The sequence below is a fragment of the Rhodopila sp. genome, from assembly GCF_965277825.1.
Classification (GTDB): domain Bacteria; phylum Pseudomonadota; class Alphaproteobacteria; order Acetobacterales; family Acetobacteraceae; genus Rhodopila.
In genome coordinates this window covers 1129461-1151337 of sequence record NZ_OZ255846.1, presented here as the reverse complement: position 1 = coordinate 1151337, position 21877 = coordinate 1129461, and the positions used below count along the sequence as shown (strand labels likewise).

Below are 21877 nucleotides of genomic sequence, written 5' to 3'. Positions count from 1 at the left end.
GTATGCCGGATGACGCCGTTTGCCTGGCTGATCGGCCTGGTGCTTCCCGCCTGCGGCTTCCCTGCGGCGGCAGGACTACCCGCGCCAGCGCTGCTGGACGTGACCCATCTGGTGCGCCCATCCAGTCCGAACACCGCGCTGGCCGCGCCGGCCGGCTTCACCCCGGCGCCCGACATCGTCACCCCGCCCTACGCGCTGGCGCCCGATGCGTTGTTCGCCCTGGTACAGGCCGTCGCGGCGGCGCAGCCCCGCACCTATCAGGCCGCGCTCTATGCCGACCAGCATCAGGTGCACTACGTTGCCCGCTCCATGGTGTTCAACTTCCCCGACCTGATCATGGTGCAGGTGCAGTCCGCCGGCCCCGACGCCAGCCTGCTGATCATCTACTCGCGCAGCGTGTATGGCCAGTCCGACCTCGGCGTGAACCGCAAGCGCCTCGCCACCTGGCTCGCCGAGCTGCGGACGAAACTCCCCCCTTCCAGCGAGAGATAACCCGTATATGCGCGGTATCGGCCCCTTCCTGAAAGATGCCTGGCGTCTGACCCGGCCCTATTTCGTGACCTCGGAGGAGCGCTGGGCGGCGCGCGGCCTGCTGGCGGCGATCATCGCGATGAACCTGACCCTGGTCGGGCTCAGCGTGGTGCTCAGCTTCTGGCACCGCGAGTTCTACAACGCGCTGCAGGAAAAGGACTGGAAGGCGTTCCTGCAACTGCTGTTCCTGTATCGCCGGACGCCGATCGGGCTGCTGCCCGGGTTCTGCGAGGTCGCCGTGGTCTACATCGCGCTCTATGTTTACTCGGTCTACATCAACCAGTTGCTGCAGATCCGCTGGCGGCGCTGGCTGACGCGCAAATTCCTCAACGAATGGATGTCCGATCGCGCCTATTACCATATCAGCTTGACCGCCGATCCCGCCGCGGTCGGCACCGACAACCCCGACCAGCGCGTCGCCGAGGATCTGCGCGATTTCACCGACAACACGCTCAGCCTGAGCCTGGGGCTGTTGTCCAACCTGGTCTCGCTGTTCAGTTTCGTCAGCATCCTGTGGGGCCTGTCCGGATCGGTCACGCTGTTCGGCATCGTTATTCCCGGCTACATGGTCTGGGTGGCGCTGGGCTATGCCGCGATCGGCACCTGGCTGACCCATCTGGTCGGGCGGCCGCTGTCGATCCTGAGTTTCCGCCAGCAGCGGGTGGAGGCGGATTTCCGATACGCCCTGGTCCGGGTGCGCGAAAACATGGAAAACATCGCGCTGTATCACGGTGAGGAAGAAGAAGGCGTCACCCTGCGCGAACGGTTCGCCGCGGTGATCGCCAACTGGCGCCAGATCATGACCCGGACCAAGCTGCTGAACACCCTGACCGGCACCTATGACCAGGTCGCCGGCATCTTCCCGATCGTGGTCGCCGCGCCGCGCTATTTTGCCGGGTCGATGCAGTTGGGCGGCCTGGTGCAGACGGCGGGCGCCTTCGGCCAGGTGCAGGGGTCGATGTCATGGTTCGTCGCCTCGTACGCCCAGCTCGCGGTCTGGCGCGCGATCGTCGAGCGTCTGGCCACCTTCCACAGGGCCATCCTGAAGGCGCAGGCCGAGACCCATGGCGGCTTCGATCCGGCGACCTCGACAGACGGCAATCTGCGGCTGCGCGATGTCACCATGACGCTGCCCGACGGAACCAAGCTGCTGGAAGGGGCGGACCTGCTGCTGACGCCGGGGCACTCGGTCGTCGTCACCGGCCGATCCGGGGCCGGCAAGACCACGCTGTTCCGCACCCTGGCGGGGATCTGGCCGTTCGGGTCGGGCGAGGTGCGGATCCCGCCGCGGTCGTTCTTCATCCCGCAGCGCCCTTACGTGCCGCTGGGCACCCTGCGGCACGTCATCGCCTATCCGAACCCGATCGGTTCGTTCAGCCCCGAAGACATGGCCCAGGTGCTGCGCGACGTCGGGCTGGGACAGTTCTGCAACCGGCTGGACAATGACGACAACTGGCCGATGCGGCTGTCGATGGGCGAGCAGCAGCGGCTGGGCTTCGCCAGGGCGTTGTTGGCGAAACCGGACTGGATCTTCCTCGACGAGGCCACCGCCAGCGTCGACCCCGAGGCCGAGGAAGAACTGTACCAGACGCTGAAGCACCGGCTGCCCGATGCCACCCTGGTGTCGATCGCCCATCGTCCCTCGGTTGCCGCGTTCCACGACAAACGGCTCAGTCTCGCCCGCCAGGTCGGCAAGACCGGCACGCTGGTGACATCTGATGTGGTGCCGGAGCCGGCCGGTGACTGACGCCCCGCAGGACGATCCACGCGCTGATCGGCCGCGGTTCGACGCGATCAGCGAACCGAGGCCGACACCGGCCAGTTTGACCGCCGAGTATGCCGCCATCAACGACCGGCTGGATCGCGGCGAGCGCGGCGCCGCTTTGGCTGAATGGGACGCGCTGAGGCGGCGGTTCGACACCTGGACGGCGCTGGCGCATCTGCGCTTCGCCCAGGACACCACCGATGCGAACGCGCAGGCAGATCGAGACTACGCCGACACGCTGGCGCCGGAGGCGGCGGACCTGGAAACCTCGGTCAAACGCCGGCTGCTCGCCGATCCCGATCAATCCGACCTCGCCGCGCGGGTCGGGCCGCACGCAATGCGACTTTGGCAGACCGACGTCACCACCTTTGATCCCGCCATCAAGCCCGACCTGGAACAAGAGGCTCGGCTGTCCGCCCGCTATACCGAGCTGCTGGCCTCGGCGAAGCTGCAGATCGCCGGGCAGACGGTGAACCTGGCCGGCCTCGGACCCTATGCCGAAAACCCGGACCGGTCGGTGCGGCATCAGGCGGAACAGGTGCGCTGGGGGTTCTTCGCGGCCAACGCCGAGGTGTTGGACTCGCTCTTCGACCAATTGGTCAAATTGCGCCACGCGATGGCCCGCAAGCTTGGTTTTGCCGACTATACCGCGCTTGGATATCGGCGGCTGCGGCGGGTGGACTACGGGCCGGACGACGTCGCCCGTTACCGCGAGCAGGTGGTTCGCCACGTGGTGCCGCTGGTGGCGCGCCTGCTGGAGGTTCGACGCGCCGCCAACGGCTGGGACCGGCTGCGGTTCTGGGACGAAGCGCTGATCGATCCCGCCGGCAACCCGAAGCCGGCCGGCGACCATGACACCCTGGTGGCCGCCGCGCAGACCATGTTCGACGGCATGGACCACCGCCTGGCCGGCTTCTACCGGCTGATGAGCGAGGGCGGGTTCATGGACCTGAAGAACCGTCCGGGCAAGGCCGGCGGCGGTTTCTGCACGTCGTTTCCGACCCAGGGCATGCCGTTCATCTTCGCCAATTTCAACGGCACCCATCACGACGTCGGCGTCTTCACCCACGAGATGGGGCACGCCTTCCAGAACTGGGAAAGCCGCGACCAGCCCGGCGTGGACTACCTGTGGCCGACGATGGAGGCGGCCGAGATCAACTCGATGGCGCTGGAGTTCCTGGCCCATCCCGGCATCGGCCGCCTGGTCGGTGAGGACGCCGCCGACCGCTTCCGCCGCATGCACCTGATCGGGGCGCTGGCGCTGCTGCCGTACGGGGTCTGCGTCGATCACTTCCAGCACGAGGTCTATGCCCACCCGGACGCGTCACCCGCCGAGCGGCACGCGATATGGCGGCGGTTGGAGGCGATCTACATGCCGTGGACCGACTATGGCGACCTGGATTACCTGCGCAACGGCGGCCGCTGGCAGGCCAAGCCGCACATCTATGGGTCGCCGTTCTACTACATCGACTACACCCTGGCACAGTGCTGCGCGATGCAGTTCTGGGTGAAGTCGAGGCGTGACTACGAGGCCTCGATGGAAGACTACGTGCGGCTTTGCGCACGCGGCGGATCGGCGCCATTCCAGGACCTGGTGCGCTCCGCCGGGCTGGTGTCGCCGTTTGCCGATGGGGCGTTGGCGGATGTGGTGCGGGAGGCGGCGGCGGTACTGGGTGTTTAGGGCGTGGTAGTTCACTCCAGGCGCCGCGACGCTGACCGTCACTGGATCGTGGGCCGCTGCGCGGTTCCGGCAGGCTTGCCTCGCAACTGTCATCGAGTCGCGATAGTCCTCTGTCTCTTGGTGCGGCACCGATCGGGTCCGACATGGCAGGATGGACCACATGACCGCGGAAGCAGCAGGGCTTAACCTTGAACTGAGTCGTCGCAACCTGCTTGCGGCGGCGGGAATTGGATCGGGGGCCATGGCAGCGGCCTCGGTCACCGTCGTGGGTGAGGCCCAGGGCGCCTCCGTTGCAGGCCAATTGCCGGATTTGGTGGCGATCCCCGCGGTGGCAGGGCTGCACCTGCAATTCGGCGCGGATGCATCGTCCGAGGTCACCGTGTCCTGGCACACACTTCAGCCGGTCCACAATCCGCGGGTGGTGCTCGGCCGTCCCGATGGCAAGTTCGAGCAAACGGTGTCCGCCAAGCCCACCAGCTACACCGACGGAAAGTCGAAGCAGGTGGTTTACGCATATCATGCCAAGATCGCGCGGCTGCAGGCCGATGCGAGCTACATGTATGGCGCCATGCATGACGGCGCGGCGCCGGAGTTTGGCACGTTCCGGACGTCACCGCGTGGCCGAGCGTCGTTCACGTTCACCAGTTTCGGCGATCAGGGGACGCCGACCACCGGCAAGAAGTTTGTCCCGCCACCGGGGATCACGCTGACCGCGGCTGTGTTCGTCAACGACAATCTCGGCTCACCGGCCGCGGGCGACACGACGCTGGGCGTCGAACAATTGCGGCCATTGTTCCACTTGTTTAATGGCGATCTTTGTTATGCCAATCTGGCCCAGGACCGCGTGCGGACCTGGTGGGATTTCTGGGCGAACAACACCCGCAGCGCGCGCAACCGCCCGTGGATGCCCTCGCCCGGCAACCACGAGAACGAGTTGGGCAACGGACCCATCGGCTACCAGGCTTACCAGACCTATTTCTCGGTGCCGGAGGCGACCGGCCAGACCGAGGTGACACGCGGACTCTGGTACGCCTTCAGCGCCGGTTCGGTGCGGGTGATCAGTATCGCCAACGACGATGTCGCGTATCAGGACGGCGGCAATTCATACGTCAGGGGCTATTCGTACGGCGCGCAAAAAGCCTGGCTGGAACAGGAATTGGCAGCCACGCGGGCGAGCCGCGATATCGACTGGGTGGTGGTGTGCATGCACCAGGTCGCGATCTCGACGGCTGACAAATTCAACGGCGCGGACCTAGGAATCCGCGAGGAATGGGTGCCGTTATTTGACCGATACAACGTTGACCTGGTGGTATGTGGGCACGAACATCATTACGAGCGCTCTCACCCGATCCGCGGGCAGGAGGCGAACCAGACATTGACGCCGAAACCCGCTTCGCTGGTCACCGACGTGATCGATACGACCAAGGGAACGGTACATATGGTGATCGGCGGCGGTGGAACGTCGGTGCCGTCGAACGAGCTGTTTTTCGATCCGCCACAGTGCCGCGTGATCGTCTCGGTCGGGGCGGTCGATCCGGCAAGGAAAAAGCGTGTGCCGATCTACGTCAAGGAGGACGCGCCCTGGTCGGCGGTGCGGAACGCCGCGCACGCCTACGGCTTCGCCGCGTTCACCGTTGATCCGGGATCGGAGCGCGGCGGACTGACTACCATGAAGGTGGTTTACTACGACGTCGTGGGACCGGGTGGTGAGCTGGCGGCGTTCGAGACGTTCACGCTGCGGCGTCCACGGCGGGACTAGAGCGCGGTCACCGTAAACCGCGCTCTAGCTCCTTGTTTGAGCGAGCAACTTTATCAGCCTGACTTTCCAGTCAAGCTGATGTTGCACTCGGCGAGGGACAAAGTGCGATGCGTGATCACCCGAAGTTCAGCTTCAGCCCCGGCGTCGGCCACTGCATCGACCCCAGGCGTCCGCTGTCCGACAAGGTTATATACGCCGTGCGCATGTCGGCGCCGCCGAAGCAGATGTTGGTGGGGTACTGGTCGGGCATCTTCACCGCGCGCACGATCTCGCCGCCGGGTGAAATCTCGGTGATGTAGCCGGTGTTCAACGTTGCCACCGCGATGTTGCCGTTGGCCAGCACCGCAAGGCTGTCGAACCGAGCGTTGCCGGGCAGGCCGGCGATGACACGGCCGCTGTGATGGGCGTGCGGGTCCGGCTTGCGCAGCACACCGGGTGCCTCGATGCCGAACGCCCACAACCGAGCGCCCTCGGTGTCGGCGGCATACAGGGTCTTGCCGTCAGGTGACAGGCCGCAGCCGTTGGGGCTGAGCATCGGGAACGCGATCTCGGTCACCTTCGATCCATCGGGCAACGCGTAGTATAGGCCGCCGTGGTCGCGATGGCGGGCGTAGCGCTTGCCCAGGTCGGTGAAGTAGAAGCCGCCCTGGGTGTCGAACACGATGTCGTTCGGCGCCGACAGCTTGTTGCCGCCGGCCTCGGCGTACAGCGTTTTCGACTCACCGGTTTTCGCATCGATCCGTTGGATGTAGCCAAATTTGTAGTCCGGATGCGGCGCGACGCCCATCGAGTAGCCCTCGACATAGCGGCTGCCGCCATTGTTGCACAGATACAGCGCGCCGTCCGGGCCGAACGCCAGCCCGTTCGGACCGCCGCCGCAGCGCGAGAACACGCTGGCCTTGCCGTCCGGCGTCACTTTGGACAGTTGGTTGTTGCGGATCTCGGTCAGGATGATTGAACCGTCGGGGCACACCACGGGGCCCTCGGGAAAGCCGAAACCGGTTGCCATGATGGTGACGTCGCTCATGCGGTGTTTCCTCCTTTTCGGGCTTGAGGCAGTGTCCTCCGAATGATCGTCGCGTCAAGCGACGCGCCGGAACCATGTCGCGTCAAGCGATGCGCCGGAACCATGTCGCGTCAAGCGACGTGTCGGAACTATGTCGCGTCAGGCGACGCGCGGATTCGTGCCGCGTCGAACGGCGCGCCACAATTGTGGGAGACGCCAGGATGTGGGCTGTCAGGTTCACCTGCCACGGCAAGCCGGACGTGCTGACGGTCGAAACCATCGCCGACCCGTCTCCGGCAAGCGACGAAGCGCTGATCCGGGTCGAGGCTGCCTCGATCAATCCCAGCGACTGGAAGAACGTCCAGGGCGCGATGGCACAGACTACCCTGCCGCGCACCCCCGGCCGCGACTTCGCCGGCGTGGTCACGGCCGGCCCGGCGGCCTGGATCGGTGCCGAGGTCTGGGGCACTGGCGGTGACAGCGGGTTCACCCGGGACGGTTCTCATGCGGAGCATATCCTGGTTCCGGCAGCCAGCCTGCGGCGCAAACCGGATGCACTGAGCTTCGATCAGGCGGCCTGCGTCGGTGTGAATTTCATTACTGCATGGAAAGGTTTGGTCGAGGCCGCCGATCTGCGCGTGGGCGAAACGGTGCTGATCATCGCCGCCAGTGGCGGGGTCGGCAATGCCGGCGTGCAGATCGCCAGACGCATCGGCGCCCGCATCATCGGCACGGACCGCAGGCAACCACGTCCGGGCGCGTCGATTACCGAGACCGGAACCTGCTTGATCGCCGACGCGGCCGATATTCCGGAGGCGCTGCGCGACGTCACCGGCGGCCGCGGGGCCGACGTGGTACTGGATTGCGTTGGTGGCACCATGTTCCGTCACGCAGCGGCTTGCCTGGTTCGGCGCGGCCGCCTTGTCGAAATGAGTGTCACCGGCGGGCGGGAGGTGAGCTTCGACCTTGCGGACTTCTACCACAACGAAAGCCGGCTGTTCGGCATCGACTCGCTGCAATTGGACCAGACCGAATCCGCCGCCGTGCTGGAAGCGCTTCGCTCCGGTTTCGAGGCGGGCGATTACGCGCCCGCTCCGATCGCTCAGCGGTTTGCCCTGGCGGACGCGGTGGCGGCGTATCAGGCCGCCGCCGACAGGCCGCCCGGCCGCGTCGTGCTGCGGCCATGGGGATAGCGTGTCGTGCCGCGGTCATGAGGATGGCGCGTCGCGCCGCGGTCATGAGGATGTGGCGTCGCGGCGCGGCCATGAGGAGCGCGCCGTGCCGCGGTCATGAGGGTAGCGCGTCGGGCTGCGGCCCTGGGCGCAAATGCCGCTAGTCAGACGTCTTCGCCGCCTGCTTGGCCCGAGCGACGCGCGCCAGCACCTTGTCGCGGACCGCTTCGGGCAGGCCGTTCGGGTCCATCGGCATGCCGTAGATCAGCTCATTATGGGCATGCAACAGATGGTGCAGGCTGAAGGCGTGCATCTGCGCGTTGCGCCGCCCCTGCACATCCTGCACGTGGTTCACTGCCTGCTTGGTCGCCTTCAGCGCGAACGCCGGCTTCGTCGCGATCTTTTCCGCCAGCGCCAGCGTAACGGCCGTCAGCTCATCGCGCGGCGCCACGTGGTTGACCATGCCGTGGGAAGCGGCGTCCTGCGCACTGATCTCATCGGCGGTGAACAGGAATTCCTTGGCCTTGCGGACGCCCAGTTCCCATGGGTGATTGAAGAACTCGACGCCGCAGATACCGAAGTCGATCACCGGGTCCTTGAACGACGCATCGTCGCTGGCAATGATCAGGTCGCAAACCCAGGCCAGCATCAGCCCGCCGGCGATGCACTTGCCCTGCACCTGCGCGATCGTCGGCTTGGGCAAATTGCGCCAACGCTCGCACATCTCCAGGTAGATTTCCATTTCGCGCCCGTAGCGTGCTTCCGCGCCCTTGGCGTCGAAGCCGGCCCAGGTACCCACGGTTTCGAAATCGCGCCAGGTCCGGCTGCCGTCGCCGCCGAGGTCGTGTCCGGCCGAGAAGTTGCGGCCCTCGCCGGCCAGGATGATCGCCTTGATCGCGTCGTCATGCGCGGCGCGGTCGAACGCGGCGTTCAACTCGTAGGTCATTTGCAAGCCCTGGGCGTTGTGCGCCTCGGGTCGGGCCATGACGATCCGAGCGACGTGCGGCGCCGGGATCTCGTAGCGTACCTGCGCGGTGGGTTCGGCTGGGTCTGTCATGCTGAACGATCCTCCCGTTTGTTCCGCCCGCCGTCTTGTCGGTATCCGGAACGTTCCGGCCGCGCGGCGATACTGCTTCAGGCGTTCCTGCCACCATACCGGCGCACCCGCAAATCGGCCTGTGCCTTGTGCCCGGCGAAGTTCTCGATCGCGCACAGCCGGGAACAGTATTCGCCGATCATCGCGGACGCCTCCGGGCTGACCTGCTGATAGGTCACCGTCTTCAGAAACTTGCCGACCCACAGGCCGCCGGTGTAGCGCGCCGCCCGCTTCGTCGGCAGCGTATGGTTGGTGCCGATCACCTTGTCGCCGTATGCGACGTTGGTTTCCGGACCCAGGAACAAGGCGCCGTAATTGGTCATCCGATCGAGGAACCAGCGCGGGTCACGGGTCAGCACCTGGACGTGTTCGGAGGCAATGCGATCGGCCTCGGACAGCAGTTCGTCATCGCTGTCGCAGAGGATCACCTGACCATGGTCGTGCCACGCGACCCGGGCGATATCGGCGGTCGGCAGCACCGCCAACTGCCGCTCGATCTCCGCTTCGATGGCATCGGCGATCCGGCGCGACGTGGTCAACAGCACCGCCGGCGAGGTCGGCCCATGCTCGGCCTGCCCCAGCAGGTCGGTGGCGCACATCTCGGCGTCCACACTGTCGTCGGCGATGATCAGGGTCTCGGTCGGCCCGGCCAGCAGATCGATGCCGACGCGGCCGAACAGCTGGCGCTTGGCTTCGGCGACGAAGGCGTTGCCGGGGCCGACCAGCATATCCACCGCCGCGATGGTGTCGGTGCCCAGGCCCATTGCGGCCACCGCCTGGATGCCGCCCAGCAGATAGATCTCGTCCGCGCCGCCCAGCGCCATCGCCGCCACCGTGGCGGCCGGAGGCACCCCGTTCAGCGGCGGCGTGCAGGCGGCCACCCGCGCGACGCCGGCGACCTTCGCGGTCAGCACCGACATGTGCGCCGAGGCGACCATCGGATACCGTCCGCCGGGCACGTAGCAGCCGACGCTGTTGACCGGGATGTTCTTGTGGCCCAGCCGGATGCCGGGCAGCGTTTCGATCTCGATATCACGCAGCGCGTCCCTCTGGGCCTCGGCAAAGCGGCGGATCTGCGCCTGGGCGAACTTGATGTCGGTGATCACCTGGTCGGGCAGGCTGTCGATCAGCGACTGGACCTCGTCCGGGCGCAGCCGGAAAGCGGGCGGGCTCCAGTTGTCGAACCGGGCCGACAGATCGCGCACCGCGGCGTCGCCGCGCGCGGCGATATCTTCCAGAATCACTTCGACGGTGTGGCGGACCTTGCGGTCGGCCTCGGTCTTTTCAGCCTCGGTGGTGCCGAGCTTGATGGTGCGGATCATGCGCCTGCCTCTCGCGTGGTTCGGGCGCGATAGGCGGCCTCGGCGATTTTCGCAAGTTCGGGATGGCGAGCGATGCCAGGCGACAGGCTGCATCCTCGTCGCCGCGGCCGCCCAGGATCGATAGAAGGTGCGGCCACGTTGCGAGTTAGTAAGTTACTTCTTCGGTATAGTTGTTTTGAGACACGCGAACCCCCAGGCGTTGCATGACCGCGCCCACATCCATGGCTTGGCTCGTTACACGCAAAGCGTTTGCCAAGGCTTCGGGGCTCTCCCAATGAGCCACATTTACAAACTGAAAGGGTGAGTCATCGTCGATCGACTGATGGAACGTGCCATCCAGGGCGCCCGGCTTTTTGAGCATCACATCCCTCATCTTCTTCCAGTGCGTCAGAAACTCACCCATATTTTCCTTCGGTAGGGAAAAGTGAACGATCGTCGTTATGCGCGCCATGGTCTTTCTCCGCTTCGGGGCCGATCCATCGTGTAGCAACACCACGGCGTCGGGATGGGTTGCTTTGCTCGTCACGATCGAGTTGCTTCGATGGTTCCGATGTTCCAATCAGACCCCTCCAGCTTGGTTCAAGCCCGATACGCCGCCTCCGGTATCTTCGCCAATTCCGACCCGTGCACCTGGCCGGGCGCCAGGCCGTAGAAGCGCTGAAAGCTCATGATCAGCGGCCGCCACTTGTCGGGATCGATGCGGTCCGGCTCGCCATCGGCCAGGATTTCGGTCGCGGTGTGGACCTTCCGCACAGCCACCTGCAGCACCAGGCTGCGGCCGCGCCAGGCCGGATCGTTGGCGGCGATCGGATGCGATTCTTCCAGCTCGGCCTCCAACTGCACCGGGCACTCCATCGCGCGCGGCGCCTTTACCGTCAGCGAGGCGATCGGGGTCAGCCCGGCAACCCCGAACTTGTCCCCGACATGGCGGTAGCCGCGGCGGGCTTTGCCTTCCGGCACCGGATCGCTGCCGGTGGTGCGGGCCAGCCGATCTACCTGCGCACCCATCGCCTCGGACGGCAGGTTGAGCACGCACTGCCCGGTGCGCAAAAGGTTCTGCGTGGTCTTCGACCCCGCCGCCAGACCCAGCACGCAGCGCTGACCCAGCCACCACGCCGAGGACATCGGCGCCAGATTGAAGCTGCCGTCCGGGTTGACCGTGCTGATCAGCACCACCGGGGTGCCGAAATACAGAATTGCGGGTTGAGTGACCTGATGCATGGCGGGGTTCTCCTTATCTCAGCGACAGATAGGCTGGGCCGTCGCTTTCCCGCCTGCCGGATGTTGCGCTGGCTCGGCGGTGCGGATCAGCCCGGCCGCCGCGGCTGATGCCGCGACCAGCAGCGCGGTGCCCACAAGCAGCGCGTCATGCGTCGGCAGCCCGCCGAACAGCGCGACACCGATCGCCCCGCCGGCCTGACGCACCGCGTTCAGCGCGCCGGAAGCAACCCCGGCCCGAGGCTTCGGCACACTGCCCAGTAGCGCCGCCGTCATAAGCGGCACGCTGACGCCGATGCCGGCCCCGATCAGCACCAGGCCTGGCAGGTTCGCCGGATAGGGCGTCGCCGCGCCGATCCCGCGCAACGCCGCCATGCCGCAGGCGGCCAGCAGCAACCCCGCCGTCATCGCCATCGGCGTGCCCAGCCATGAAGCTGCCCGCCGACCCAGCAGGTTCGCCAGCCCCAGCACCACCGGCAACGGCAGGAAGGCGATGCCGCTGATCCACGCCGACCAGTGCCGGGTCTGCTGGAAATACAGCGCCAGCACGAACAGCGATCCATACAGCGCCATGTTCAGCAAGAAGCCGACCGCGATCGCCCCGGAGAACGAGCGCTGGGCAAAGCAACCCAGCGGCAACAGCGGTTCGGCATGCCGGCGCTCGGCCGCGACGAAGGCCGCCAGCAGCAGGAACGCCAGCAGCATCCCGCCGGCGATCGGCCAAGACGCCCAGCCCAGGCGGTGCGCCTCGATCACCGATCCGGTCATGACCAGCAGGGTCAGGACGGCAAGCACCTGGCCGGCCCAGTCGGTGCGCGTTCCGACGATGCGCGTTTCAGCGCCGGGCGTCGCGGCGACGAAGCGCCATGTCAGCCACAGGCCAGCCAGGCCGATCGGCAGATTGACCAGAAAGATGCCGCGCCAGCCCAGCAACTGGACCATCGCGCCACCCAGCACCGGGCCGGCCGCCAATCCGATGCTGCCGGCCGCGGTCCACATGCCGACACCCCAGGTTCGGCGCGCCGCATCGTCGCCGCAGCTCTGGCTCAGCAGCGCCAGGCTGCTGGGCACCAGCGCCGCCGCCGCCGCACCCTGCAGCACTCGCGCCACGATCAGGCCGCCCGCGCTGGGTGCCAGGCCGCACAACACCGAGGCCGCGGTAAATCCGCCCAGCCCCGCCATGAACATGACCCGAGACCCGATGCGGTCTGCCAGACCTCCGGCGGACAGCAACAGCGCGGCGAACGCCACGGCATAGCCGTCCACCACCCATTGCAGTCCAGCCACACCGGTCCGCAGCCGAACGCCGATGGTCGCCAAGGCCACGTTGACGATGGATACATCGAGCTGGACCAGTACGAAGGCCAGGCTGGTCGCCAGCACGGTAATTCCGAACGATTTGTTTTCCATGCCCGCGACAATGGGTGCGCCGGGGCCGGAAATCGCCGCCAATCAGTTCGGCAGGGACCGAACCTTGCGCCGCCCAGAGCCTGATCGCGGCTTCGGCGGAACGTGCAAAGCGGGTGAATCAGGCGACAAAACAAATATTCAGACCTACCCCTCGCTGAGCACCGCGGCCGATGTCGCCACCGGCACGACGGACCCGGGCCCCGGACGCAGCGCCAGCCAAGCGGCGCCCAGCATCAGCAACATGCCGACGGCCTCGCCCCAATCCAGCTTCTCGTCGAACAGCGCGCAGCCGATCGCCACCGCGATCACCGGAGAGATGAACGCATAGGTCCCCGGCCGGCTCGCCCCCCAATCGCGCACCAGCAGGAAATACATCGTGGTGGACAGCAGCGATCCGGCGATGAGCAGATAGAGCCAACCCAGAAAAGCCGGCCAGCCCCATTGCAGGCGCATCGACTGCCACGCCCCGGGCTCGACCGCCAGCGCCGAGACCAGCAGCACCAGGCCGCCGATCAGGTCAGTCAGGCCGGCAAGCTGCACTGGTTCCAGCGTGCGCATCATCGGCCGCGTCATCACCGATCCGGCGGTGTAGCAAAGCACCCCCACGGTCACTCCGGCCGCCCCAATCACCTGCCACGCGTCCAGCGTGCCGGCCATCGCCGCCGGGCCAAACAGCATCGCCACCCCGAAGACGCCCAGACCGATCGCCGCGACCTGGCGCGGGCTGATCCGTTCCTGCCCGGCGCCGACCGAGAACGCCAGCAGCGCGATCGGCGTCAGCGCCGAACTGATCACCGCCGCCAGCCCGGCGGTGATGTATTTCAAGCCGTACAACTGGGTGATCTGATTGAACGTGATCAGCACCACCGAGACCAGCAGCAGCCTGGGGATTAGCCGCGGCGGCGGCATCACCCGCTGGCCGCGTGCGGCACGGAATGCCAGGATGATCGCCCCCGCCAGGGTCCAGCGCAGGCCGGCGAACACGCCGGGCGAGATGGTCGAGATACCGACCTTCATCGCCAGCCAGGTGGTGCCCCAGACGAAGCAGATGAAGACGAACATCGCGCGCTGCGATGCGGTGGACGGGGCGTTCATTTGGATCCCGGACGTGCTCCTGCCGAAACGCAACGGTAGCCCATCCGGCAGGATCAAAGCCCAGCCTAAGCGGAATGGCCCGTATGCGTCAGTCAGACGCGGTCGTGCTTGCTTTCCGGTGCGCGCGGATCGGATCGAGTCCCGGCGGCGGCGGCAACATCGGTCATGGCGGCCGGGAATCCCCGCTACCGGCCTGCTGGAACGCGGCGTGTGGGCGCCGATCGGGATGATCGCGCGGCGGGCCGATCAGTACCGCCTCGGCCGTCCCAGGCCCTGGGGGCCGAGGGCTTCTCGTGCCGGTCCCGCTGCTTGAATGTTCCCATCGGTGCCATCCCATGCAGGGGCCCGGCCTACGTTCAGGCCGGTCGGCGCGGCGCCAGGCGCTTTCCCGCCGCGGCCGACGGCGAAGCCGGCGAGGCATGGATCGGCGCCGGCGATGACCCCTCCAGGTCGCGCAGGATCGGGCAGTCCGGCCGGCCGTCGCCGCGACAGGCCTGTGCCAGTTCGGCCAGCGCGTCCTTCATCGCTCGGAGTTCACTGATCCTGGCCTCCAGTTCGGCCACTTGGCGCAGCGCGATCGCCTTCACCTCGCGGCTTGGCCGGTTCTTGTCCTGCCACAGGCCGACCAGGAGCTTCACCCGATCCATCGGCACGTCGAAATCCCGCGCCCGGCGGATGAAACGCAACGTATCCACATCGCGCTCGTCGTAGGTTCGGTAGCCGGCGCCCGAGCGGTGGGCCGGCGGGATCAGATCGACACTCTCGTAATAGCGGATCATCTTCGCGGTGATGCCGGAGTCCCGGGCCGCTTCGCCGATGTTCATGCGCGCTCTCCTTGCCGCTGGGATGAAGGTTCCCAGCGTGGCAAGGTCAAGGCCGGGCCGGCCGGCCCGCGCGCTTGCCATGGTGTTTGACCATGCCGCCGCCCTTGGGCCGGTCCATCGCCGCCTTATTTACCCGGTGGCATTCCCCGGGCCTTGACCTTGCCACGATGGGAAGCCCCATCTCCCGACCAAGCCGCCGGCCTGGCGGCCGGCAAGGAGAGCTGCCGTGGACCAACACCAAGGCCACCACCATGCCGAAGCACCGGACAACGCCGGAGCGGCCCAAGCGGCTGCCGCCTCCGGCCCGACTGCCACCGCCGGCGAGACTGCCGCCTCGGACCCGACTGCCACCGCTGGCCCGACTGCCGCCTCCGACCCGGTCTGCGGCATGCGGGTGGACCCGGCGACCTCGAAGCACAGCCTGCGGCATGGCGGAACCACATTTCACTTCTGCGGCGCCGGATGCCGCGAAAAGTTCGCCGCCGACCCGGGCCGGTATCTGGAACAAGAACCCGTATCGCCGCCGGCAAGCGCCGGGGCGCTCTTCACCTGCCCGATGCACCCGCAGGTCCGCCAAACCGGCCCGGGAAGCTGCCCGATCTGCGGCATGGCGCTGGAACCGCTGCAGCCGACCGCCGAGGCGCCGCCGAACCACGAGCTGATCGACATGACCCGCCGCTTCTGGATCGGCCTGGCGCTGGCCGCGCCGGTCTTCGTGCTGGAGATGGGCAGCCATATCCCCGGCCTCGGCCTGCACGATCTGATCCCGCCGCGGGTCTCGGTGTGGATCCAGTGCATCCTGGCCACCCCGGTCGTGCTGTGGGCCGGCTGGCCGTTCTTCCAGCGCGGCTGGGCCTCGGTGGTCAGCCGCAACCTGAACATGTTTTCGCTGATCGCGCTGGGCACCGGCGCCGCCTACCTCTACAGCATGGCCGCAACGTTTGCGCCCGAACTGTTCCCCGCCGGCTTCCGCGGCGCCGACGGCAGCGTCGCGGTGTATTACGAGGCCGCCGCCGTGATCACCGTCCTGGTCCTGCTCGGGCAGGTGCTGGAACTGCGCGCCCGCGAGCGCACCGGCGACGCCATCCGCGGGCTGCTCAACCTGGCGCCCAAGATCGCCAGGCGGGTGGCCGAAACCGGCGGCGACGAGGAAATCCCGATCGATCAGGTCAGGCTCGGCGACCGCCTGCGGGTGCGCCCCGGCGACGCCATCCCGGTGGACGGCGAGGTCCTGGAAGGGTCCAGTGCGGTGGACGAATCCATCGTTACCGGCGAGTCGATGTCCGTTGCCCGGCAGCCCGGCGGCAAACTGATCGGCGGCAGCGTGAACGGCACCGGCGCGCTGATCATGCGGGCCGAAAAGCTCGGCTCCGACACCATGCTGTCGCGCATCGTCGCCATGGTCGCCGAGGCGCAGCGCAGCCGGGCACCGATCCAGCGTCTGGCCGATAGCGTGGCCGGGTGGTTCGTGCCCGTGGTGCTCGCCATTGCCGCGCTGGCGTTCGCCGCCTGGGCGGTCTGGGGCCCGGCGCCGTCGCTGGCCTACGCCCTGGTCGCCGCCGTCTCGGTCGTCATCATCGCCTGTCCCTGCGCGCTGGGCCTGGCCACCCCGATGTCGATCGGGGTCGGCGTCGGCAAGGGCGCCGCGGCCGGGGTGCTGATCCGGTCGGCCGAGGCGCTGGAACGGCTGGAACGGGTCGATACCATCGTGATCGACAAGACCGGCACCCTGACCGAGGGCAAACCCAGGGTCACCGACGTTGTCACTGCCCCCACCATCACCCGCGACGACCTGCTGGCGCTGGCGGCAAGCCTGGAACGCGCCAGCGAGCACCCGTTGGCGGCGGCCATCGTCGCCGCGGCCGCCGCCCTGCGCACCAGCGAGGCCACCGACTTCGCCTCGATCACCGGCAAGGGCGTCATCGGCCGCGTCGGCGGCCGCCGGGTGGCGTTGGGCAATGCCGCCTTGATGCAAGACCAGAACGTGACCCTGGGTGAGCTTGAAGCGCGCGCCGAGACGCTGCGCCGAGACGGCGCCACCGCCCTGTTCGCCGCCGTCGATGGCCAGGCCGCCGGCGTCATCGCCATCGCCGACCCGATCAAGCCGACCACCCAGGCCGCCATCGAGGCGCTGAAAAGCAGCGGCATCCACGTCGTGATGCTGACCGGCGACAACCGCACGACCGCCGATGCGGTGGCGCGCCGCCTGGGCATCGAGGAGGTCCACGCCGAGGTGCTGCCCGAAGACAAGCTCCGCATCGTCAAGCAACTGAAGGCGGAGAAAAAGATCGTCGCCATGGCCGGCGATGGGGTCAACGATGCCCCGGCGCTGGCCGAGGCCGATGTCGGCATCGCCATGGGCACCGGCACCGAGGTCGCCATCCAGAGCGCCGGCATCACCCTGCTGCGCGGCGATCTGGCGGCGATCGCGCGTGCCCGCCGCCTGAGTGCCATGACCATGCGCAACATCCGCCAGAACCTGGGCTTCGCGTTTGCCTACAACTCCATCGGCATTCCGATCGCCGCCGGGATTCTTTATCCGGCCTTCAGTATCCTGCTCAGTCCGATGGTCGCCGCCTTGGCAATGTCACTGAGTTCGGTGTCGGTCATCGCCAACGCCCTGCGCCTGCGCGCCGCCGCGCTATGACCGCGCTGCCTGGCTTGTTCCGTTCGAGGGTAACCAGCATGAAGACAACGCTCTGTGCCGCGCTGGGTCTGGCGATGGCAGCGACTGTCGCCGCGACCGCTCAGCCGACGCCGGCCCGGCCCGAGCCTGGCATGGTGATTTCGCCGGCGGCGGGCGAGGCCAACCCGGCATCCAAGGCCTTCAAGGCCGCCGACGAAAAGATGATGCGCGGCATGATGCAGCCGATGACCGGCGATGCCGACCGTGACTTCGTGGCCTGCATGCTGCCGCATCATCAAGGCGCGGTCGATATGGCGAAGGTCGAGCTGCAATACGGCAAGGACCCGGAGATGTTGCGCCTGGCCCGGACCATCGTGGCGGCGCAGCAGAACGAAATCGCGCAGATGCAGGCATGGCAGGCCAGGCACGCCGCCCGCTGAGTTCCCGCAAGCCGATCATGGTTCCATGGTGCGGGCCATTCCAGGGTTGCCGCGGCATTGCCACTCCGCCGCGCGTGCCGTGGCATTGCCGCCCCGCCGCGCGTGCCGCGGCATTGCCGACCCGCCGCGCATGCCGCGGCATTGCCCCGCTGCGCTTGCCGCAGCATCCCGCCCCGCCGCGCCGCCGCGGCATTCCCGCCCCGCCGCAGTTGCTTTAGACAGTCGGGATGAACCTTTCCGATCCCACGCCCGGCGCCGCGCCGCACGCGCCTCCGCCACTCCGCGCTGGCACCCGCGGGTCCCCGCTGGCGCTGGTGCAGACGCGGGGTTTCCTGCGTCTGCTCGCCACGATCCCGAACGCACCGCCCGGGCAGGAGGTGATCGTCGCCACCACCGGCGATGCGGTGCAGGACCGCCCGCTGGCCGACATCGGCGGCAAGGGCCTGTTCGCCAAGGAGATCCACGAGGCGTTGCTGGATCGCCGCATCGACTGCGCCGTGCACAGCCTGAAGGACCTGGAAACCGAGCTTCCCGCCGGCATCGTGCTCGGCTGCGTGCTCACCCGGGAAGATGCGCGCGACGTGCTGATCCTCGGCGATACCTGCGGCACGCCCGATGCCGCCGACCCGCTGGCGGCGCTGCCGCATGGCGCCCTGGTCGGCACGTCCTCGGTGCGCCGCCAGGCGCAGTTGCTGCACCTGCGGCCCGACCTGCGGGTCGGATCGATCCGCGGCAACGTGCAGACCCGATTGCGCAAGCTGCGCGAGGGAAGCTGCCAGGCCAGCCTGCTTGCCTTGGCCGGGCTGAACCGTCTGGCAGTCGAGGTTGCCGGCGCCGTCACCCTGGATCCGACGATCATGGTTCCGTCCGCCGCCCAGGGAGTCGTCGGCATCACGGTCCGCGCCGACGATGCCGCAATGCTGGATCTGTTGGCCGCCATCGAGGACCCGACATCGCGCGCCACAGCCACCGCCGAACGGGGGGTGCTCGCCGCACTTGACGGGTCCTGCCGCACCCCGATCGGGGCCTATGCCCGGTTGCTGGCCGACGGCAGCCTGACGTTGACGGCGGTCGTCGCCCGCGCCGACGGATCGTTTCTGCTAAAACGGACCGTGACCGGACATCCGACTGACGCCCTGCGCATCGGGGCTGACCTGGGCGCCGGCCTGCGGGCCGATGCGCCCGCGGATGTGTTCGCTGGCTGATCGGCGCGATCGCCGCCAGCAGGCACGCCACGCCTAACAACCGCCGCACACCCCGGTCGATCGATCGTCGCCTGGGATACGCGCGGGTGCTCCGCGACCGGTCATTCGTGCGCCAACACCCAGTCGTTGATGAAGCTGGCCAGCCCGTTGGCGTGAAAGTCGCGCTGCAGCGCGGCCGCTTCATAATCCTCCCGCACCCAGTCCAGGAACGGCTTGCGGCCCTCGCCCTCGCGCTGAAAGCGCAAAAAGAATGCATCCAGGATGCCGGTCCGGGCCTGCCTGACGTGACCGAACCGCCACGACAATTGGCGCAGTGCATCAGCCGATCGGCCGCCTTCGAACAGCACGATCAGCCCGGCGGCGAGGCCGGCTCGGTCGGCCCCGGACTTGCAGTGCATGATCGCCGGTGTCCGCATGGATTGGTGGATGTCGTGCAGACGCAGGATGCGCTCGCGCTGCGGCGCGCCGCGGCTGTCGAACGCCATGTCAAGAAAATCCAGCCCCAGCGCGCGCGCCGCCTCGCGCGACAGCGCATCCGAACCGCTTTGGGTCTTGCCGCGCAGGTTGATCAGGGTGCGCAGTCCCAGCCGCCGCGTCATCCGCCGCAACCGCCGCGGAGTCGGATGGTTGCAGCGGTAGATCTTGCCGGGAACCACCGCGGCCAGATTGCCCCACGCCAGCCGGAACACCGCATGGTCGATGAACAGCGAGTCGATCCAGGCCACGGAGCGGCCTTTGCCGGTGGTCAGATCGCCGTTGAAGATGGAGTCCATGCGAGTTCGCGCCAGGCCTTCGAAAAATCGCGCCCATATGCGCATGGCCGAACCCGAGCGGCAACCAGCGCCACGCGGCGTGGTCCAGGATCGGCTTTCCGGCTATCCCGCTGCGCTGCGGGGCAGGCGGCGTTCGGCGGGGACCGGTCGCGCGATGCCGCGCCGTTCGCTGAAATAGGTTCGATCGATCTGCCTTGCCCCGCACGATTCGTATAATTTCCGTGCCGCCTTGTTTGCCGAGTCGGTTGTCCATTCCACCGCCGAAAAGCCCTCGCTGACCGCAAGGTGGGTCGCCGCCGTAACCAGCATTCGCCCGACATGATGCCGGCGCGCCGCCTTCGCGACATAGAGGTCGCGGATATACAGTGCCTTGGTCAGGGCGTATGCCGGAAAGGTAACATTCATCACCAGCGAACCGACGACGGCACTGCCGGCCACCGCGATCAGCACGCGCGGATCGAAGGCGGCGGTCGGCGGCTTGCAGATCAGCGCCGCGGCCTGCGTCGCGACCGTATCGGCGACCGGGCAGTTATAATGTGCTTGCATCTCCGAGAAGTGGGCCGCCAGCCCGGGGACGTCCGCCTCGGTCGGGCGGCGGACGACGATAGCCGTCGGGTCCGGCTGATGGCTGATCGCGGCGCTGCTGGCGCGCGCGTCGGGGGCAGCCGGCTTTGACTGATCGTCCATTTGATCGAACCTCGTTACTGCGGCAGGTCAAAATTCGGCAAAGCGATGCCATACCATAACGTACTCGCTCGGATGGGACAAGGCTTTAGGCGCGATCATTGCGCTTACGTCGCATGACGACCGAGGCATCTCGGATCCCGAACCCAGGTCGAACAACCCGGTCAGCAACGCTTCGCTGAACAATCCTTTACCTTGACACCGCCGCACCCAGGCCGACCCGCCGCATCCAGGCCCCGGCCATCGCCACCGCATCCCGCGCCTTCGCAACCGTTCCGGTAGCGCGCAGGAAGCCATGCACGACCCCAGCGAAGGTCTCGGTTTCCACGGCTACCCCAGCGGCCCGCAGCTTGGCCACCAGTGCCTCGCCCTCTGAGCGCAGCACGTCCAGTTCCGCCAGCAGCACCATCACCGGCGGCAGCCCGGCCAGGTCCGCCCGCAACGGCGCGGCCAGCGGGTGCAGCCGGTCGATATCGTGCGGCACGTAGACGCTCCAGTAGAACGCCATCCGTTCGGTGTTCAGTCCGAACCCGCCGGCACCGAATTCCCGATAGCTGGGCGTGTCGAACCGAGCATCGCTCACCGGATAGTTCGCCAGCACGCCGGCCAGAGCCGGGCCGCCGGTATCGCGCAGCAGCAGCGCCGTCGCCAGCGCCAGGTTGCCGCCTGCCGAATCCCCGCCGACGAACACCCGAGACGGGTCCAGCCCCCAATCAGCGCCATGCTGGCAGACCCAGCGCACCACCGCCGCGCACTCCTCCAGCGCCTGAGGGAACTTCGCTTCCGGCGACAGCGCATAATCCACGCTGACCACCGCCACCGGCCCGGCCGCGGCGTATTCCCGCGTCATCCGGTCGTGGGTATCCACATTCGCCCATACCCAGCCGCCGCCGTGAAAATACACCAGCGTCGGAACCACCCGATCGGTCATCAGCCGATCAGTGGCTGGCCGATCAGCGGCTGGCCGATCAGTGATTGGCCGATCGGTGGCTGGCCGGAACACGCGGCAGAAAATCCGCCGTCCACGAGCGTCGACGAAGCGATCCGCCGTGTCCGCCATCACCGGGCCGCCAACCGCCGTTCGCAGCCCCAGAAGATCGTTGACCCGGCGATGCGGCGCCAACGGAAGCTCCGCCTTGACCGCGGGATAGGCTGCCGCCGCCCGCTCCTGTTCACCGGTGAAAGCGGCCATCTCGGCGTCCCAGCGCGATCGATCCGACATCTTGTTCGCCCTCCGTGAAGCTGCGGCCCGAACACGATAGCGCAGTTC

Annotated in this window: 19 protein-coding genes; 8 read left to right on the top strand and 11 right to left on the bottom strand. The window is 67.5% G+C overall.

Features of this window, described 5'->3' with window-relative positions:
* Nucleotides 1-9 precede the first annotated feature (9 nt).
* The 4 genes from ACQY4T_RS05825 to ACQY4T_RS05810 all read left to right on the top strand — a co-directional run bounded on the left by ACQY4T_RS05825 (nt 10) and on the right by ACQY4T_RS05810 (nt 5736).
* On the top strand, nt 10-492 hold the full coding sequence (locus ACQY4T_RS05825; RefSeq protein WP_428538835.1) for a DUF1499 domain-containing protein: 483 nt from the start codon (nt 10-12) through the stop codon (nt 490-492).
* Between the two features lie 7 nt (nt 493-499).
* Nucleotides 500-2278 carry an ABC transporter ATP-binding protein/permease gene (locus ACQY4T_RS05820; RefSeq protein WP_428538833.1) on the top strand — a complete coding sequence of 593 codons (1779 nt, stop codon included), beginning with the start codon at nt 500-502 and terminating at the stop codon, nt 2276-2278.
* Nucleotides 2271-3977, top strand: coding sequence for a M3 family oligoendopeptidase (locus ACQY4T_RS05815; RefSeq protein WP_428538831.1), 1707 nt, complete (start codon nt 2271-2273; stop codon nt 3975-3977). The genes ACQY4T_RS05820 and ACQY4T_RS05815 overlap by 8 nt, the downstream gene beginning before the upstream one ends.
* A gap of 160 nt (nt 3978-4137) precedes the next feature.
* A complete protein-coding gene (locus ACQY4T_RS05810) occupies nt 4138-5736 on the top strand; it encodes a metallophosphoesterase (protein ID WP_428538829.1) in 1599 nt (532 codons plus the stop codon).
* Nucleotides 5737-5851: 115 nt separating this feature from the next.
* Here ACQY4T_RS05810 and ACQY4T_RS05805 read toward each other — a convergent pair whose 3' ends face one another.
* Entirely contained in the window at nt 5852-6763 is a 912-nt protein-coding gene (locus ACQY4T_RS05805; protein WP_428538827.1) for an SMP-30/gluconolactonase/LRE family protein, read from the bottom strand.
* 200 nt (nt 6764-6963) lie between these two features.
* Between ACQY4T_RS05805 and ACQY4T_RS05800 the strand changes: the two genes are divergently transcribed.
* On the top strand, nt 6964-7935 hold the full coding sequence (locus ACQY4T_RS05800; protein WP_428538825.1) for a quinone oxidoreductase family protein: 972 nt from the start codon (nt 6964-6966) through the stop codon (nt 7933-7935).
* A gap of 139 nt (nt 7936-8074) precedes the next feature.
* On the opposite strand, the gene ACQY4T_RS05795 is transcribed toward ACQY4T_RS05800, so the two are convergent.
* The 7 genes from ACQY4T_RS05795 to cueR form a co-directional block, all read right to left on the bottom strand.
* Complete coding sequence (locus ACQY4T_RS05795) at nt 8075-8971, bottom strand: enoyl-CoA hydratase (protein ID WP_428538823.1); 897 nt, start codon at nt 8969-8971, stop codon at nt 8075-8077.
* Between the two features lie 77 nt (nt 8972-9048).
* Nucleotides 9049-10332, bottom strand: coding sequence for a histidinol dehydrogenase (gene hisD / locus ACQY4T_RS05790; RefSeq protein ID WP_428538821.1), 1284 nt, complete (start codon nt 10330-10332; stop codon nt 9049-9051).
* A gap of 145 nt (nt 10333-10477) precedes the next feature.
* Nucleotides 10478-10858, bottom strand: coding sequence for a putative quinol monooxygenase (locus ACQY4T_RS05785; RefSeq protein ID WP_428538819.1), 381 nt, complete (start codon nt 10856-10858; stop codon nt 10478-10480).
* Nucleotides 10859-10911: 53 nt separating this feature from the next.
* A complete protein-coding gene (locus ACQY4T_RS05780; RefSeq protein ID WP_428538817.1) occupies nt 10912-11553 on the bottom strand; it encodes a flavin reductase family protein in 642 nt (213 codons plus the stop codon).
* A gap of 18 nt (nt 11554-11571) precedes the next feature.
* The gene (locus ACQY4T_RS05775; RefSeq protein WP_428538815.1) at nt 11572-12960 is read right to left on the bottom strand and encodes an MFS transporter; all 1389 of its coding nucleotides are present in this window, start codon (nt 12958-12960) and stop codon (nt 11572-11574) included.
* A 144-nt stretch (nt 12961-13104) separates the two neighbouring features.
* A complete protein-coding gene (locus ACQY4T_RS05770; RefSeq protein ID WP_428538813.1) occupies nt 13105-14055 on the bottom strand; it encodes a DMT family transporter in 951 nt (316 codons plus the stop codon).
* A gap of 356 nt (nt 14056-14411) precedes the next feature.
* The gene (gene cueR, locus ACQY4T_RS05765) at nt 14412-14879 is read right to left on the bottom strand and encodes a Cu(I)-responsive transcriptional regulator (protein WP_428538811.1); all 468 of its coding nucleotides are present in this window, start codon (nt 14877-14879) and stop codon (nt 14412-14414) included.
* Between the two features lie 226 nt (nt 14880-15105).
* Here cueR and ACQY4T_RS05760 point away from each other — a divergent pair, with 226 nt between their 5' ends.
* The 3 genes from ACQY4T_RS05760 to hemC all read left to right on the top strand — a co-directional run bounded on the left by ACQY4T_RS05760 (nt 15106) and on the right by hemC (nt 19150).
* Nucleotides 15106-17526, top strand: a complete 2421-nt coding sequence (locus ACQY4T_RS05760) for a heavy metal translocating P-type ATPase (RefSeq protein ID WP_428538809.1) — start codon at nt 15106-15108, stop codon at nt 17524-17526.
* Nucleotides 17527-17564: 38 nt separating this feature from the next.
* Complete coding sequence (copM, locus tag ACQY4T_RS05755) at nt 17565-17945, top strand: CopM family metallochaperone (protein ID WP_428538807.1); 381 nt, start codon at nt 17565-17567, stop codon at nt 17943-17945.
* Between the two features lie 227 nt (nt 17946-18172).
* Complete coding sequence (gene hemC / locus ACQY4T_RS05750; protein ID WP_428538805.1) at nt 18173-19150, top strand: hydroxymethylbilane synthase; 978 nt, start codon at nt 18173-18175, stop codon at nt 19148-19150.
* A 101-nt stretch (nt 19151-19251) separates the two neighbouring features.
* Here hemC and ACQY4T_RS05745 read toward each other — a convergent pair whose 3' ends face one another.
* The 3 genes from ACQY4T_RS05745 to ACQY4T_RS05735 all read right to left on the bottom strand — a co-directional run bounded on the left by ACQY4T_RS05745 (nt 19252) and on the right by ACQY4T_RS05735 (nt 21829).
* The gene (locus ACQY4T_RS05745) at nt 19252-19914 is read right to left on the bottom strand and encodes a protein tyrosine phosphatase (RefSeq protein ID WP_428542738.1); all 663 of its coding nucleotides are present in this window, start codon (nt 19912-19914) and stop codon (nt 19252-19254) included.
* Between the two features lie 111 nt (nt 19915-20025).
* Complete coding sequence (locus ACQY4T_RS05740; protein WP_428538803.1) at nt 20026-20610, bottom strand: N-acetyltransferase family protein; 585 nt, start codon at nt 20608-20610, stop codon at nt 20026-20028.
* Between the two features lie 187 nt (nt 20611-20797).
* Nucleotides 20798-21829, bottom strand: a complete 1032-nt coding sequence (locus ACQY4T_RS05735; protein WP_428538801.1) for an alpha/beta hydrolase fold domain-containing protein — start codon at nt 21827-21829, stop codon at nt 20798-20800.
* Nucleotides 21830-21877: the final 48 nt, after the last annotated feature.